This window comes from Shewanella sp. 10N.261.52.F9 (genome assembly GCF_041471165.1).
GTDB lineage: Bacteria > Pseudomonadota > Gammaproteobacteria > Enterobacterales > Shewanellaceae > Shewanella > Shewanella marinintestina.
Genome location: NZ_JBFRNX010000023.1, coordinates 135,061 through 152,980, shown reverse-complemented (window position 1 = coordinate 152,980; position 17,920 = coordinate 135,061). Strand labels below are relative to the sequence as shown.

The following is a 17,920-nucleotide window of genomic DNA, read 5'->3' as shown; positions in this document are numbered from 1 at the left end:
AAATCGAGTTAGGACGTAGATACTTTTGCTCAATTTCCAGAAAAAAGCGCGCAGCCTATGAATATAGGTGAGCACTTTTGACACAGAAATTGAGTAAAATAGCCAGTCACTCACTCCGATTTAAAGAGATTCTTCGATGGATATGGCTATATCAAATACTTCGTATATGCGCAGACCATCTTTACTTAGGCTGGCATTACCTGTGATGATTTTCTTACCATCTTCATCTTTGACTGAAGTAATGCTCACATCCATCGACATCTGCTTGTTCAGCGGATTAATTTGACCGCGATACTTCCACTTAATGTTCGATAAAATCTGACCAAATTTAGGATTTTTGAAACCAGCGCCTAAGTCTTTACTAATAGCGTAAGTCTGCATGGTTTCAATAATCGCTTCAACACCGAGTGAACCTGGCATAACCGGATCTTGGTGGAAGTGGAATTGGAAGAACCAGTCACTTGGGTCAATGGTGCGCTCGGCATATAAGTAACCTAGACCTTCGGTGCCACCATTATCAACAATCTCAACGCTGTCGATAAAGTTCAGCTGACCACCTGCTAGGCGGTAGTGTGGCTGGTTAGCTGGCGCAGTAAAGTGACGGCAGCTCTTATCGAGTAGGTTTACTTTAGTGGTTGCCGCTACGCCATTAGCCACATGCCATGGCTCCGTGACTTTACCGTTATCTAGACCTAGCTGATCTTTAAGCGCGTCACCTTTAAAGTAACCAAATACTGCGGTACCGCGATAGAAAGGCTCACCATCAGTGCTTAGCTCGAAGCTAAAGCTTTGGATGATATTAGTACCCGCCATAACGGTTGATAATAAACGTGAGTCGTTACGAATAGTTTTACCGCGTAGGTCAACATCACGTAGTAACTCACCGCTACCGTCTAAGTTACGGAAGAACAGCTCAAGGCCTGGGAAGCCGAGGGTTGTACCCATGTAACCAGAGATAAAGCCGTTAGGCTGCAGTGAGATCTCCATCAAAATCGAATACGGCATCACTGCGCCGTGGCTGTTTTTATCGAAATACCAAGCATCTGCAGGTACTTCATATTCAGCAATACACGATGATGGCTTTTTAAAGTCGCCGCGCTTACCGTTGACTTCGATAACGCGAGTGGTCACCTGCAGGTCACCACATGGTGTGCGTGGCGGGATCATGCCGCGATAGATTGAGAACTCTGGGCCGAAACAGTTTTCGATATTACCTGTAGCAAACTCAAACATGTGATACGGCGTAAACGGTACAGTATCTGGTACTCGGTTCGGGTAGTCTGGCGTAATTGGCGCTTCAACGTGGGAAATCGGAATAACGCCCTTATTTGGCTCTTTGGTTAGATCTGGGATTTGCGCCATTAATGGTGCGTTCACAGATGCTGGCTTATATACCTTTTTCGCACTTGTTTGAGCGTTTACTTGTGTAGTGCTAGCCGTTGTTGATTCAGTCAAAAGCGGATAACGAGTACACTCACCTTCCTCTTTAATCATCACCCCTAGGTTTTGGAAATCCACAACCGCTTTGCCGTTTAGCAAAATATCGATGTTAGCTTTAGCATATGGGCGCGGGCTGAAACCGATTTCAGTCACTTCCATACGGTAAGTTAGCTCACCAGATTGTGGTAGCACTTGCCCGCGACAGCGTACTTGCTGTGATGCGTTTTCAAGTGGCTGGAAGCGACCATTTTGAGTTTGGGTGTGCATACCAAGGTGCAGCATATAGAACTGCAGTAATTGACCACAACCTTCAGCCATTAATGAGCCAGCCATCACTTGGTCGCCCTTAAAGTGACACGGGAAATACCAGTGGTCTGCTTCAAGCTGCTTATGGCCTTCGATTAAACCTAGCCCCCAAGTACCACCGGTGCGGTCAACCTTGCTAACTTGTTCAATCATCAAGAATTTTTCTGATGCGAAGCAAAGAGACGGCTGGTGGGCGCCACTGTGGCTTGGGCCAAAACAACCTGCAATATCAGCCGTTAATAGCTTATGAATATCGGCATAGCTAAACTGAGTTTTAGGGCAATCAAGTAGTGGGTTAAAGCGCTGCTTTTGCACTAGGCTGCGAGCTTTAATCTCTTCTTCAGTGCGAATAACCCCTTTACCGTCGGCAAGTTCTTCATCAGTGAAGAAGCCAGCACAACCGCCATCCATCTTGAGGATCATTTTGTCGCCAACAAAACACTCATACGAGAAGAAGAACAACAAGGTGTCGCCGTTGCGAGCATAGTTGTTGATCTTAATGTCATAGCGCAGCGTGTCGCCGCCACGAGGCAAGTCACCTAAGAAGGTGAGGGTACAATCAAGTAAACGATAAACACGATTGCCTTTGTTCTCAAAATCGATACCTAAGTAGCTGATAAGCATCAAGTCACATTGGCCTGATTCTACTGCTACCGCCCAAGGAATTTGCCCATCAACTAGATAAGGCGCATCAACAGGGATGTCGTACTCAGTGGTCATTGAGCATGGCTTAAACTGATTGATGGTCGCATCAAGTTTGGTGACGCGCGATACCAATAGATAGTCGGTGGTTGGTAGACGTACGCGGCGTGAGTAGCTGTCGATAATGGCATAATCACTGCCAAATACCTTGGCGATATCGCCCTCTGCGTATTCGACTAAATCGGCATAGTTCCAGATACACGGCTTTAACGCTGGTACTGGCGGCGTGTAAGGTGGCACATTAGCGTGATCTGGTTTTAACTCGACAATACTGCTTTGAGCAGGTGCAGTCACTTGAACTGGCGATTTTTCAGCAATAGCCACATTCTCGCTTGTTTGGGCATCGATAGTTTGAGTATCGACGGCTTGAATATCGCCGGCCTGAATATCGATAGTTTGCCCTGTTACTTGCGCTAGCTGCTGCTTCAATAAAGCATCAGCCACCTTCATACCGGCATTGCGGCTCTCTAGAAAAGCTAAGTGAGCTTGCTGAGTGAGCTGTTGATTGAGTTGGAAACTAGCAAGATCGCCAGTAGCTGTATCAAGAGTCTTGTCTAAATTATTTGCTGTATTAGCAATGGTATTTGTTGTCATTGGTGGGGTACCTAATTCACGTTTGGGTGCCTGAGCGGTGACGCCAATGTTTGCAGTCTGTTGTGCTGCAATTGTTATTTGTGGCTCTACTGAGCTTTCCGTTTCGAATGAGCTAGCCGTTTCGACTGAACTAGTGGCCTTAATCGGTTTAACTTGGTTGACCACGGTCGATGCTGTCGCTTGCGCCATCTTTTGCGTAATCACGTCAAGGCTTGCAAGCGGCGTATCAACAATATGTTGGTAGATATCGCGGCCACCTAAGGTGACTTGCTTAACCAACTGGTGCTTAGCATCCGATTTAAGCTCACTGCTTAAGCGGGCAGTTAATGCTTGTTGTTCGCTCGCTGTTTGGCTAACCAATAGCTGTGATAATTGGTTTTCACTAATATTGTTGATTAGCGCGCAACTGGCTTTATTGGTTTGGGCTACAGTATTTAAGTTAAGTAAGCCATGTAATAGGCTTGCCATACCCGCTGCGGCAAAGCAGTGACCAATACGCTGCTCAGCAGCGGTATGAATAATCTGAGTGCCTGCTATTGGCGCTAATTGAATTTGGCTAGCAGGTGCTGCCATGGTTTCAATCACTTTAACGGTATTAAAGTCGGTAGCAGTTTGGCTCAGTAACTTGTCGGTTGCCGAAGCGGTTTCGGCAGTTTTAGCAAATCCAAGCGCATCAATTTGGCCGTATGAGCAGCCAGATGTCGCTTCATCTTTGACTAATACGATAGCACCAGCACCTTCACCTACCTTCCACTTATTAGCTTCGAGATTTGGCTCGATTGCCACTGGTGAAATAGCGTTTTTGAGGATAACTTGCTCAAAGCTACCTGACAGATCAACCGCAGCAATGACTACGGCATCAAGGTTGTCTTCCATGATGAGGTTTTGCGCCACATCGATACAACGGCTGACTGATTGCTCAGCTGCTGAAATAGTAAAGGCTGGGCCATTAAAGTCCCATAGTGACGCCACACGTGACGCCATAATATTGCCAATAAAGCTGGTGTACTGATTCAGCTTGGCAGCATCAAGCACACTGTCCATGGCAATGGCTTCAAGCGCTTGGTATTCATCCGTTGATAAACTGACGCCCATGGCAGCAAGGCTTTGTGCTAACTGAGTATGCAAGTTAACCCGGCCGCGGAACTGATGCAGTTCAAGCTCGGTTTCCATTGCGACTAGTACCGCCACTTTCTGCCCCGGCTCTAGCTTGGCATCACGAATCGCTTCGTCTGTCACTCGCATTAGCATTAGCTGCTGTGAGATCAAACGGTCATCTTCGTTAGGTGGCAGTTTAAAGCGTAAAAAGTCTAGCTCGAAGTTATCGACATAGGCGCCTTTTGGCGCTGCTGATAAGCCAAATTCAGCCAGTAATTCACTGTGCTTTTCAAGGCCTTTCCAGCGCTTTTTCGGCAGTTCGATAAAACCGTTACCGTTTTGAGTCACAGCATTGTTGAGTGCATTGATACTGCTAAGCGGACCAAAGTGTGAGGCAAGGCCAACCACTTTTAGCGGCTCAGCTTGACGCGCGGCTTGAGTGGGTTTTGTCTTTACAGTGCCTTTGCCGTTATATGACTCAAGCAAAAGGTGAGCATTACAACCACCAAAACCAAAAACCGATACGCCGGCGTGACGACTTCTCACACCAAAATGATTGTTAGACGGTTTATCTGGCCAGCCTTGAACCATGCTAGGCAGAGTGGGTTTACCAAACAGTTTTTTCGGTGAAGAGATGGCATCACTGATGTTGATACTTGGCGGCAGGTAACCTTCTTTCATGGCGAAGATCATTTTCATGATCCCCGGCATGCCGGCTGCGGTTAATAGGTGGCCTAAGTTAGACTTGGCTGAACCAATTAACGGTGCATCAGAACCTTGCAGCTTGTTTTCAAAGAAGGTTTCCATTGAAGTGAGCTCAATCTTATCACCCAGCGGTGTACCCGTTGCGTGGCACTCAATCACTTCAATGTCTTTTGGCTCAATATCACTGGCGGCATAGGCACGTTCAAAGGCTTTTACCTGACCTTTAGGGTTCGGGCTTAATACAAACTGGCCTTTACCGTCGTTTGATAGACCTACGCCACTGACAACCGCATAGATTTTGTCATTGTCGCGCTCTGCATCTTCAAGACGTTTAAGCACTAATACGCCAGCGCCTTCGCCGGCAAATAAGCCTTTACTGCTGCCATCAAACGGCACTGAAATACCGTGATCTGGGTAGGCGTGAAAAATCGAGAATCCCATGTTGATAAAGAAAGGATCCGCGCCAGAGACTGCGCCAGCCAACATGATATCGGCCTTGCCAGTGCTTAAGTAATCACAAGCAAGCTTTAATGAGTAAACCGAACTTGCACAGGCGGCATCAAGGCTTAGCTGTGCGCCGCCAAGACCTAATGCATCGGCAACCACTTTTGAGCTGTTATGGGCAATGGCGCCATTGGCAGCATTTAGGTTGCTTTCATTTACCGCTCGAGCTGTATGGGCATTAGTTGGGCTTAACTTAAATGCTTTTGCGCCGAGTTTATCCTGCAGGGCTTTCTCAACCGCGCTGTGATAAATCGGCAAAAACAGATCGTTGGAGCGGGTAGTTGGGAACGATAAAGCGCCCATTACTACACCTGTGCGGCTTAAGTCTGCGCCGTTGATATCAATTCCGGCATCCGTTAACGCATTGCGGCTGGTGTCTAGCGCCCAAAGAAAGCTGTCATCTAAACCAGTTAAGCTTTGCTCTGACAGCTTGTAGCCCGCAGGGTTAAATTGAAAGTTTTCAATATAGCCGCCTTTATTACAATAAAAGCGGTCAGACTGACCTTGCACACCTTGGTAATCGCTGCTGTTGGCACCGAGCTTTTCGTTAGTTAAGGTGCTGCGAGAGTCACGTTTATCCAGCAGGTTCTGCCAAAATTCTTGCGGGGTTTTAGCATCTGGATATAGAGTGGCTAAACCGACGATGGCGATTTTGCTTTGTTTACTGGTTTTACTTGCGTTAGTCGCGCCTTTTCCACTTTGGGAAAGAGGGTTAGAAGCATTGTCTGGTAATGACATTAGACTTCCCCTTGAAGTAAATGGTCTTGGTTAGACTCAATCGCAGTTGACTGCTTTGCCGCCGAGTGGGCGATTAATTGGCAATGCGCTAGCTCGCGCTTGAGTCCATCAATAAATGGTTGCAGCGATAACGGCACGTTATGGCTAATTAATTGGCCTATAGCCTTAATCACGCTGGTAATATCTTGGCTACCTTTGGCGTTCATTGGCACAGTGCAACAAGGCTGATGTTGTGCACTGCTGGCACCATCTTGTTTAGCAATTTTGTCGATCAAGGTGCAGTTTTGTCTATCAGCACCGATTTCAACAAACAGCTTAGCGCCCTGATGTTGGGCGTGATGTACTAGCGCGGTAAAGTCCAAGGTTTGGCAGAAGGTGTCGGCAATAGACTGAGCAACGACTAGGCTGCTAAGTGCTTGCTCACTCACCGTTTGCTTAGCGGTTAAATCTGCGGCGCTGATAAAGCCTATTTCACTAGGAAGCTCAGCTTTTAACGGTTGCAGATAAAAATCCATCACATTTTGATGCTCTTGCATCGCAGGTTGGGTATGCATGGCCGTTACGCGATTGGCAGCAATGCCGCGCTTACCCAGTGCTGCAAGTAGTGCTTTACACTGGGTTTCACAGCCCGCAATGACGCAGGTGTCACCTTGAATAATCGCGAGGTAAGCGTGTGGATAATCTTTTAGTAACGCCTCAATTGGCGCGGCTTCACTTCTAACCACAAAGCTATTCCACTGGATCTCAGCGGCGGTGTCATCGAGCTGCCAAGCCTGTCTAACAGCGGTTAGTTTGCCGGAAATTGCCGAAGTGAAAAGTGGGTCGGTTTGGGTTTTGCTAATTAGCGCATGCGGGTTTTGCCATACGCCTAAGCTTGCCCACATCGATGCTTCACCCATTGAGTAACCTAAAGCAAAATTAGGCTTAATATTAAACTCATCGGTTAGCAGCTGAGTTAACAAGTAGCTGCTACCCACGCCAGCAATGGCTAAGTCACCTAAGCTCATCTTGGCAGCATGTTTAGGGTCAAGATGATAGATGTCTTCAGCTTGTAGCATCGACTTTAAATCGCCTTCACGCTCAAGTTTGGCGTAAAGAGCAGGGAAGTACTGATGCAATTCATTAAGCATATCGGCATAAACCGTACCCACACCAGGATAAACAAAAGCGAGACCCGCTTGGGCGTCGTTATCGCTATTACCTAGCGGCGTTAGGGTCAAATAACTGCCTGCTGGGGTTTTATATTGGATTAAGCAGTCATTACTTAAATTAGCGTTTGTTTGTTCGGCAAAAAGTGAGGTCAAGGCATCGTTCAGCGCACTTAACTCTTGTTTAGCCGCGGCGAATGAGCTCGCTTGAATAACAGCCTGATAAGCGCGCTTATTATGGCTATTAAACAATCTCGCTGCGTTAACCAAATTGTCATGCATTATGCTGAGCAGCACTTGCTGATGCGCTAGAGAAAGCTCACCAGTCTCTGTTACCTGCAAGCTGGCTAATTGCTGCATTAGCTTAGCTATCGATGCTGCAATATCTTGCTCACTATTGCCGGGCAAGATAAACATTAATCTTTGGCCGCTTAGCATCGACTTAGGTGCTAATGAGCCTGTGCCTTGGGTTAGCACATAGCTGGTTGCTTGTTGGCCATTAACAAAGTTGATGGCGGCAACGCGGTTTTGATGAAATTCGCTAAACCAATAATGGCTTTTGGCCTGTTTAGAGCCAAGTTCCACACCTTGATTAACCTCTTTTCTCACATGGGTGCGGCTAGCAAGCTGTTGAATAAGCGAATAAACCTCTGTGAACTGCTGTTCACTATTGAGATTCTCAAAACACTCATTCACGCTGACATCACTTAAGCTACGTTTGGCTTGTAAAAGAGACAGGCTTAGCGCATTTGAGGCAGGCTTTAGATCACCAGATGCTTGACTAATTTGCGTAACTTCAGCTTGTTGCATAGCCGCAAGCTGCGCATGAGGATGGATCCGCATTTGCGCCGCTTTTAATGCAGGCAGCATTAACAAAGCGTGAGTTGCTGTAGCAAGCTTGACGATATAGCCATTGTTAATTGCGTTGGTCGCAGCATTTAGCTGCGACTCAAAGCTGTTTGCATCGCTATCATCAGAGATAGTGATGCTGGGCATTTCAGGTAACGGTGCACTGTTAAGCAGGGCATTTAGCTCTGGCTGCACGGTTTGATAGCTCGCTAAAACTGACTGGTCGACAGTGTTAATATCAAACTGCGGCGTTGGCAGTAAGATAAGTGCGATGCGAAGTGGCATCACACTTGAATTAGGCGTTGCTTCCACTAATTCGCCTCACTGTCATTTGCTAACGCAGCAGGTAAAAATGCGGGATTTAAGCTTTTGCTAATGGTGATTTTAGCCGACTTAAACATGGCACTTAACTCGCCGCTGTCACGATATAGCGCAACGTTAGCTTCAAGTGAGCGTTTGTTGTGCTTAATCACTTCAAGCTCAATGGTACCGGTTTCACCAAAGGCCATTGGTTGGTTTGAGATAAACTCACCAATGCTTGATGGCAAACTCGCCGCGCCAGTTTTAAGTCTTGCCCAAACCAGCATGGCTTGCAGCAATAGATCTTCAGCAAATGGCTGACTGCCGCCGACATGAGATTGTGGTAAAAACTCACCACAATCGCTAAGTTCAACTTTAGGCAAGGCTACCTTGGCGATTAGACCTTGGTCGTCGAAATGCGTTACCGACTCGATACCTTGTAAGCGCGGACCATGGAACAAGGTGCCGTTATTATAAAGTTCCTTCGCTGTGGTGATAACCTTAGCTGCGCTTAAGTTAAACTGCTTGCTAGCGTACTCAGTGGTGATGTTACCTACAAGTGTTGCTTGATATTGTGGGCGACCATTACTGCTGATCAACGCATTCAGTGTTGCATCTTCACCTGTTGGCGTTAGCTCAAGGGTTAACTCTTGAGCTGCATCGGTTTCAAATACAATACCTTTTAGCAGTTTGTAATTTATGACTTTTACCTGAGAGCCGAGCATATCGCTCGCCGCTTCACGCATCCAGTCAATAGCACATACCGTTGGCAGCACGCTGTTACCGCCAATGCGGTGATCTTCAATGAAGACCATCGCACTTGGGGTTAATGTTCGAGTAACAGTGACTGCTTGCAAAGGTAAATTTTGTGCGTCAGCACGCGGATGCGATGCCGTTAGCACCTCACCCGCATTAAGCTTTTTTACAGAAGCAGTCTCAGTTGCTTTTGTGTCGCTTCCGCCTTGCATTGAAGTACCAATTAGCAACTGCACGCCAGTTTCACCTAATAGCTGAGTCGCAAATAGTTCTGCGCCTGCTTTTAGTGGAATGACGTATACACCACGGTCGGTAAACATCTTTTTAAGCGCAGGGTTAACCATGCCGCCATCCCAAGGACCCCAGTTAAAGCTCATGACTTTAGCTTGTGGATTGCGAGCAGTGAACTGCAACGCTGCCTTGTTAAGAATGTCGTTTGACATCGCATAGTCACTTTGGCCGGTATTACCGTAAAAACCAGCTGCAGATGAGAACATAGCAAGTAATTTTATCTTGCTTGGTTCAAGTGCTGCGAGCAATGCTTTTAAGCCATTGACTTTAGTGCCGTAAACGCGAGCTAGCTCAGCAAGAGTTTTATCTTGAATATGCTTATCTGCTAGTACGCCTGCGCCGTGAATAAGACCGGTGATCTCATTTGAGCGACCGTTAAGTGCTGCGGTGATTGCTGCGCTGTCGGTTACATCCATGCTCACGTATTCAGCTGATGCTCCAACCTCGCTAAAGGCAGCTAGGGCAGCATTAATCTCAATGCTGCTCTGTACTGGCCACACCGCGGCTTCAACTTGCTTTGGCGTTGGCTTTTGACCTGTCGAGATAATATGAGCGATTGCCGCTGACTTTAGCTCGCTGGTTTGCTTACCTGCAGCCCAGCTTGGCAAAGCTTGTAATTCACTACGGCCTGCTAAGATAAAGTGTGACTGAGTACGTTTAGCCAGTGCTAGTGCACATTCGAAGGTTACGCCTTTTGCACCCCCGGTCACCAGTATTTTATCTGTACTGTTAAGCTCAGCTTTTGCTGTTTTGTCTGCAGCTTCTCCGGCAACTAAGGTCACTCGAGTTAGCTGATCTTTTTTACCGAAACAGATACCCACTTCAGGAAGTTGAGCGTTGCTATCAAATAGTTCGCTAGTGATCGCATCGGCTAAATGAGTGGCATCAACATCGGTTGCAATATCGAGCGCACGACAGAAAACCAGTGGCCATTCATGGCTTAGGGTTTTAGTTAACCCCGCTAATGCCGCTTGGTTAAGTTCTGCACCTTTTAGGGCGTCAGTATTTAAGTAACCAAAGCCACCGTCGATACGGCTTACTGTGACAAAACAGCGACGAGTGTCTGTTGCTGACTGTTGTGACTGTACAACTAGCTTAGGTTGCAACAGTTTTGCCCACAAGAACGCATTGCTCACGTGAGTAAAGCTTTGCACATCGAGGTTAACTGCTGTTTGCTCTGCGGTATTCGCTTCTGGTTGCAAGTGGATAAAGCCACCAATAGTGCCAACCTCAGTTTCAATCTGCGCGATAACTGCAGCAATACTTGTCTCTAGCTCAGACTCATCGCTTGAGGTAAGTTCAAAGCTGGCAACGTCACTTGAAAGTGGCGATTGAGGCTGACCTTTAGGTAAACGCACAACGGCAACTTTAAGACCTTGTTTAATTAGTTTCTCAGCTAAAACACCTGCGTTGTGACCATCATCGTTGATCACAACACTTGCGTCTGCGGCGAAACAATTTTCTAGCTTGTCCGCCGCATTAAGCTTTTTTAGCGCTACCTCGCTATGAGGAGGAAGCTCTACGGTTGGTTCTGCCGAGATTGCTGCTGGTGCAGATGAAAGAGTAGAGCCTTCAGCGGCACTAACATTAAGAGACGCAGCGGCACTTGTATTAGCAGAGCCTTCAGCTGGCAGTTTACTGCCCATATAAGCCACGATTTCGCCCAGCGTACGACACTCTGCTAGATCTTCAGGATTAAGCTCTGGTAAACCCGGTAACTCATCTTGAACTGTACCAAGAATTTCAACGCGTTTAATTGAGTCGATACCTAAATCGGCTTCCATATCCATGCCAAGTTCAAGCATTTCAGTTGGGTAACCGGTTTTTTCTGCAACTACAGACATCATAGTCGCCTGTACCTTGTCTGCGCTTAGACCGTTTGTAGCTGGTGCAATAGCAGCATATGAAAGAGGAGAGCCTTCAGCTGCACTTGTAGAAAGCTTCGAGTTCATGTAGCTAACGATTTCGCCCAGTGTACGACACTCAGCTAGATCTTCTGGGTTAAGCTCAGGTAAACCCGGTAGCTCATCTTGTACTGTGCCAAGAATTTCAACACGCTTAATTGAGTCGATGCCTAAATCGGCTTCCATATCCATGCCAAGCTCTAGCATTTCAGTTGGGTAACCGGTTTTTTCTGCAACTACAGACATCATAGTCGCCTGTACCTTTTGTGCGCTCAAGGTTGTTTCTGCATTTAGACCATTTTCAGCTGGTGCAACAGTCGCAGAAGCTGTAACAGCAACTGATGAAAGCTGAGAGTTCATAGAGCCTTCAGCTGGCAGTTTACTGCCCATATAAGTAACGATTTCGCCTAGCGTACGACACTCAGCTAGATCTTCTGGGTTAAGCTCAGGTAAACCTGGTAACTCATCCTGCACTGTGCCAAGAATTTCAACGCGTTTAATTGAGTCGATACCTAAATCGGCTTCCATATCCATGCCAAGTTCAAGCATTTCAGTTGGGTAGCCAGTCTTTTCGGCAACCACAGACATCATAGTCGCCTGTACCTTGTCAGCACTTAGACCATTCGCTGCAGGAATAGCAGCTGCTTGAGGCGCTGCAGCAGCACTAATATTAAGAGACGCAGCGGTACTTGTAGAAAGCTTAGAGTTCATATAGCTAACGATTTCGCCTAGAGTACGACATTCGGCTAGATCTTCTGGGCTAAGCTCAGGTAGACCCGGTAGCTCATCTTGTACTGTGCCAAGAATTTCAACGCGCTTGATTGAATCGATGCCTAAATCGGCTTCCATATCCATTTCAAGCTCTAGCATTTCAGTTGGGTAGCCAGTCTTTTCGGCAACTACTGACATCATAGTAGCCTGTACTTTGTCAGCACTTAGACCGTTTGCAGCTGGTGTAGATGAAACAGTAGAGTCTTCAGCGGTACCAACATTAAGAGACGCAGCGGCATTTGTAGACAGCTTAGAGTTCATGTAGCTAACGATTTCACCAAGCGTACGACACTCAGCTAGATCTTCAGGGCTAAGCTCAGGTAAACCCGGTAGCTCATCTTGTACAGTGCCAAGAATTTCAACGCGCTTGATTGAATCGATGCCTAAATCGGCTTCCATATCCATTTCAAGCTCTAGCATTTCAGTTGGGTAGCCAGTCTTTTCAGCAACCACTGACATCATAGTGCTTTGCACTTTTGCTGCGCTCAGTGCTGTTTCAGCGCTCAAACCGTTTACAGCTGGTGCAATAGTCGCAGAAGCAGTAACTGGAACAGATGAAAGTTTGCTGTTCATGTACGCTACGATTTCGCCCAGTGTGCGGCACTCTGCTAAATCTTCAGGGCTAAGCTCAGGTAGACCCGGTAGCTCATCTTGTACTGTGCCAAGAATTTCAACGCGCTTGATAGAATCGATGCCTAAGTCAGCTTCCATATCCATTTCAAGCTCTAGCATTTCAGTTGGGTAACCGGTCTTTTCGGCAACCACTTCAAGCATAGTGGCTTGAACATTTGCAGCGCTCAGGGCTGATTCAGTGCTCAAGGCTGTTTGCGCGCTCAAGGCTGAAGGCGTTGTAGTCGCAACACTTGTATGGGTCGGAACGATAGTCGCTTGAGCAGGCGCAGCTTGACGAGCAACTTGTACTGGAGCCGTTTGAACAGGAGCTGATTGTACAGCTGGAGCCTGAATAGGAGCTGGAGCTGTTACCGGTGCAGGCTGGGCTTGTGGGGCTTGAGTAGGCTGCACTGGCGTAGCGTTAACTGGCGCTGCAATCGCAGCTTGAGCAACAACTTGGCTTTGAATTACCTCATTGTGAATGACTGGAGCGTAAGTTGCTCGGCCGCCATTTAGCAGGTTCAATGCGGCAATATTGCTGCCCGCTTGCATCTCAAGGAATTGCGTGTGGCTTTGTAGTGTTTGCGCTTGTAGCTGGTGGAACTGCTCCATTGAGCGTTGTAAGCTCTCTGGGATCGCAATACCAGAACCTGCCAGCTTAGCTTGCTCTGTCATCAATGTAGTGAACGTCTCACCATATTGCTGTGGAATAGCTAAGAATTGCTGATGTAGCTGGGCTGTTTGCTGCTGGGCGGCAAAAAAGTTGCTGAGTGCATCGCTGCTAATATTATGCGCTGCTGGCTTACTATTTTTAGACACTACTTGATTCTCTTGAGCTGAATGGGCTTCAACTGGGGTTGCATTGGTTGAATGATAAGTGGCTTGCTCGTTACCTGATGTAACTGCTGCAACTTCAACAATCTTTTCGACTTCTACGATTTTTTCTACGAGCTTCTCTACTTCAACCAACTTCTCAACTTCAACGATTTTTTCTTCGATCACATGTTCGATTTGTGAAGTGACGATGCCAGTTTCTAAAGATTTGGCCATCTTAGCGCGAGTCGCTTTGCTGATATGGTTAGCAGCGTTTAGCGAAATACTCATAGGTGACTTTTTAGCTGGAGCGGCAATATCGGCTTGGTATGGGTCGATTTCGCTTAATACAACACCGGTAACGGCCAGTTGCATTGCTGCTTGCTTAAGCTGCAGATCACTATCACCTTTAGGATTAGGGTTTATAGAGATTGTGCAAACTTCATTTTCAGTATTGGCCAGCGTGCCTTGAACAAGCTTTTGTAAGATGTTCTTCGGACCAAACTCAACAAATACGCGTGCACCGGCGTCATACATAGCTTCTAGTTGGCTAGTAAAGCGTACTGATTGAAGCATATGTTTCTTAAACGAGGCTTTAATCTTTGCAGCGGTAGCATCGTACAGCGCGCCAGTGGCATTTGAATAAAGTGCGCGGCTGGCTTTATTGAATTTAGCTGCGTCAATCGCTTTAGCAAATGGTGCTTGAGCATGACCAACCAATTCAGTGTGGAATGCACCCGATACTGGTAGGTTTATTGCTTTATAACCAAGCTCACTTAGCGCCTTAGCAGCATCTGCAGTTGTGGCTGTTGGGCCTGCAATGACAGATTGAGTTGGCGCGTTATAGTTTGCGACTTTAACGCCAGCAAATTTAGCAATGGTGGCTTCAACGGTTTCAAGGTCTGCAGCACTCTTGGTTATGATTGCAAACATGCTACCATTATCCTGTGAAGAGTCAGCTTCAACGCCGTCTTTAGCCGGGGCTTTAGTCGCCATAGCATCGCCACGGGCAAAGGCTAGTTTGTAGTAATCATCAGAGCTGATAACACCTGCAGCGCACAGTGCGCTTAATTCACCAAAACTATGACCGGCTACCATATCGGCATTAAAGCCTGCAGCGCTGAATAAGGCGTATTGACCCATTGAAATTGCACCGATTGCACTTTGGGCATTGGCGGTATTGGTCAAAATCGCTTCTTGGGCTTTTAAGTCATCTTTATTAAATACTGGCTTTGGATATAAGGTTTGCGATAACGGCGTTTTATCGTTTGCAGCAAATACCTTATCAGCCATCACAAATTGCTGACGCATCTCTGGGTAATAACAAGCAAGGTCGCGACCCATATTTAGGTATTGTGAACCTTGGCCTGCAAACAGTGCGGCAACTTTACCGTCGATTGCTGCGGCGCGATAACTTGTGCCGCCTGGTAGTTGCCATGCGTTATCATCGCTTGCAGACAGTTTTGCTACAGCTTGCTGAATTAGGCCTGTTAACTCTTCAGCGGTGTTTGCAACTAAACCGATACGTGGTGCATTTTTATCAAGCTCACGGACTGAGTGGTTTGCGGCTGCATCTTTAAGAATAAATTCTGCTTGGTTCGCTGATGCTGCTAGTGTGTTTAGCTCGTTAATTAACGCAGCTTTATCGTTTGCGCTTATTAGGAAGCTTTGGGCGACTTGGCGTTGACGATACTTAGCTTTTTCGCTATCACTACGGCTGTGTTCTTGGTTGTACTCTTCTAGTACAAAGTGGAAGTTAGTGCCACCAAAACCAAATGAGCTAATACCCGCGCGGCGCGGCGTACCATCAACACGTGGCAGCCATGGGCGAGTCTCAGTGTTTAGATAAAACGGTGAGTTTTCAATATCAAGCTTAGGGCTTGGCTGACTGACGTTAATCGTTGCAGGTAGCACTTTGTGATGCAGTGCAAGGGCCGCTTTGATTAAACCAGCGGTACCCGCTGTTGATTTAGTATGGCCAATTTGTGATTTAACAGAGCCAAGTGCGATGTGCTGTTTGCTATCGTTGCCATCAGCAAATACTGAGCAAAGGCCGGTGAACTCTGCTGCGTCACCTGCTGCAGTACCTGTTCCGTGAGCTTCAATGAGTCCCAATGTGTGCGGCGCAAAACCAGCGTCATCATAGGCGCGGTTTAGTGCTTTAGCTTGACCCGATGGTCGAGGGGCGTAGATCGATTTAAACTTACCATCTGATGATGCACCCACACCTTTAATCACAGAGTAAATGCGGTCGCCATCGCGCTCAGCATCTTCAAGGCGTTTAAGGGCTACCATACCAATACCTTCACCAATCATCATGCCTTTTGAGTCGATATCAAATGGCTGAATGGTTTCGTTAGTGGTAAAGGCTGGTGTCTTTGAGAAACTCATATACATAGACGGTGAGTTATCGGTACACACACCACCGGTGATCATCATTTCAGATCGACCTTCGGTTAGCTCTGTCAGTGCCATGCGCATTGCGGCAAGCGAGCCTGCACAGGCTGCATCGACCACACAGTTCATGCCGCCAAAGTCGAAACGGTTAGCGATTCGACCTGCAATCACGTTACCTAAAGATCCCGGGAATGAGTTTTCTTCCCAGTGTACGTATTGGTCTTGGAATTTCTTGATCAGCATTTCGCTGTCGGTGTCGCTAATGCCGCTGTTTGAAAATACTTTCTTTAATACTGGGTATTGCAGACGTGCTGTTAGGCTGTGGCTAATTTTTTGACCACCGCCGACACCTAAAGTAATACCGATTTTATCTCGGTCGTAACCTTCAGGCAGGTTGGCATCGGCCAAGACTTCTTTAGCAACGATCAGCGATAATAGCTGTGATGAATCGGTAAGCTCCAAAATGTTTGGCGGCAGGCCAAATTCCATTGGGTTGAAGTCCACATCTGGCAGGAAACCACCACGCTTACAGTAGCTCTTATCGGCTACGGTTTTATCGGCGTCGTAATACTCTTCTGGTTGCCAGTGAGTCGATGGTAATTCAGTAATCGCATCGATTTTCTCGCTGATTAAGTCCCAAAACTTATTCAGGTAGCGAGAGTTGGCAAAGATGCTTGCCATGCCCACGATAGCAATAGGCATATCTTTAAGGCGTTTATTTAGGCGTGAATCAGCTTGTGAGTCTTGTGCTTGCTCAGTCGCGTTTGCTGATTTTGTAGGTTTAGAGGTCTGGCTCATTATGAGTCTCCGCTGGGTGCCTGAGTATCAGGCGTCTTGTTGTTTGTTGTATGCGTTTCTTCTGAGGTGTGGCGATTTGGCGTCGCACCAGGAAAGCGCTGCAAAAAGGTGTGATAGTTACGTACGAGTAACTTTCGTAAATGGAATGGCCCATGTTTAAGTACATAGGTCATATATCGATTTGTGGCTTGAGTATTGCCATCTTGATAGATGTCGAGATAGATCCAGTCGCTGTGAGGATCGATGCCGAGCAAAATTGAACTGGGTGTTTCTTCGGTCAATTGTGGCGGAATAGTCAGTGATACCACTTGCACCACATTGTTACCGTCGGTACTTGGCAGTGCCAAGGTTTTAGCCAGCGTTTCATAGTGCAAGGTATAGGTTTGCACGTCGCTGCCTTGGGTCACCGGGATTTGATTAAAGTAACGCATCGGCACATTCGGGCTTTGTATGTCGCTGACGCGAGATACACCGTAACGCTTTAAACACCTTGCTAACCCGGAGCGTGAAACATTTGGATTAATAAATTTTTGGGTTGCTTTTAATAGGGTGTCTAGTGGCATCTTCAATTGGTAACGCAAACCCACCACCACATATTCTTGCAGTGGGGTTAACGTGGTATTGAGGTGATGCGGAGTATTGGGGCAGTTTTTGACAGAGTCGCGTTTGCGCCACTTACGTACGGTGGCTTCACTGATATTTAATATTTTAGAAAGTTGACTGACACTGAGATCCGACTCTTGTATGAATCGACGCATCTCGGGTGTAGTCGTGGCATTGCGATGCCTAGCTTCATTTTCTATTTGCGTACACTTATTCGAACTAATATTAGCTTCTTCTAAGTGTTCACTATTTGTTTTTGCCATCAGTTTAGCGGATATCCGTTAATAATCTGTTGGGACTTAATAACGATGCAAGTAAAGGTGAACTTAGCGCTAAGCCACATTTTATCGTTATCTAGTCAATATTGTTTAGCTAATGGCACAGCAGACTACCTGAGCTGATGGGGCAATACAATCACCTGGGACTGAATAATTACAGATACGACCAGATTGAGAGAACGCTTGTAAGCTAAGCTGGTGTTTTTAGCAGTTGAATCAAGCGCTAAAATAAAAGTGTGAACGGTGTTTGATTAATGCTTATTTACACTTTACCTACTGATGAATAACCATCAGTTAACGCCTTGTGTTTCAA

General features: G+C 46.7%; 4 protein-coding genes. All 4 read right to left on the bottom strand.

Annotated features, from left to right (window positions below):
- Positions 1 to 120: 120 nt before the first annotated feature.
- The 4 genes from pfaC to AB4298_RS15085 are packed head-to-tail and all read right to left on the bottom strand — an operon-like array spanning position 121 to position 17,592.
- Complete coding sequence (pfaC, locus tag AB4298_RS15100) at positions 121 to 6,087, bottom strand: eicosapentaenoate synthase subunit PfaC (RefSeq protein ID WP_371987356.1); 5,967 nt, start codon at positions 6,085 to 6,087, stop codon at positions 121 to 123.
- Complete coding sequence (gene pfaB, locus AB4298_RS15095; protein WP_371987354.1) at positions 6,087 to 8,396, bottom strand: eicosapentaenoate synthase subunit PfaB; 2,310 nt, start codon at positions 8,394 to 8,396, stop codon at positions 6,087 to 6,089. Before pfaB ends, pfaC begins: the two co-directional genes overlap by 1 nt.
- Positions 8,396 to 16,726: an eicosapentaenoate synthase subunit PfaA gene (gene pfaA, locus AB4298_RS15090; RefSeq protein WP_371987353.1), complete on the bottom strand. Its 8,331-nt coding sequence runs from the start codon at positions 16,724 to 16,726 to the stop codon at positions 8,396 to 8,398. The genes pfaB and pfaA overlap by 1 nt, the downstream gene beginning before the upstream one ends.
- Positions 16,726 to 17,592, bottom strand: a complete 867-nt coding sequence (locus AB4298_RS15085; protein ID WP_371987351.1) for a transcriptional regulator — start codon at positions 17,590 to 17,592, stop codon at positions 16,726 to 16,728. Before AB4298_RS15085 ends, pfaA begins: the two co-directional genes overlap by 1 nt.
- Between the last annotated feature and the right edge of the window lie 328 nt (positions 17,593 to 17,920).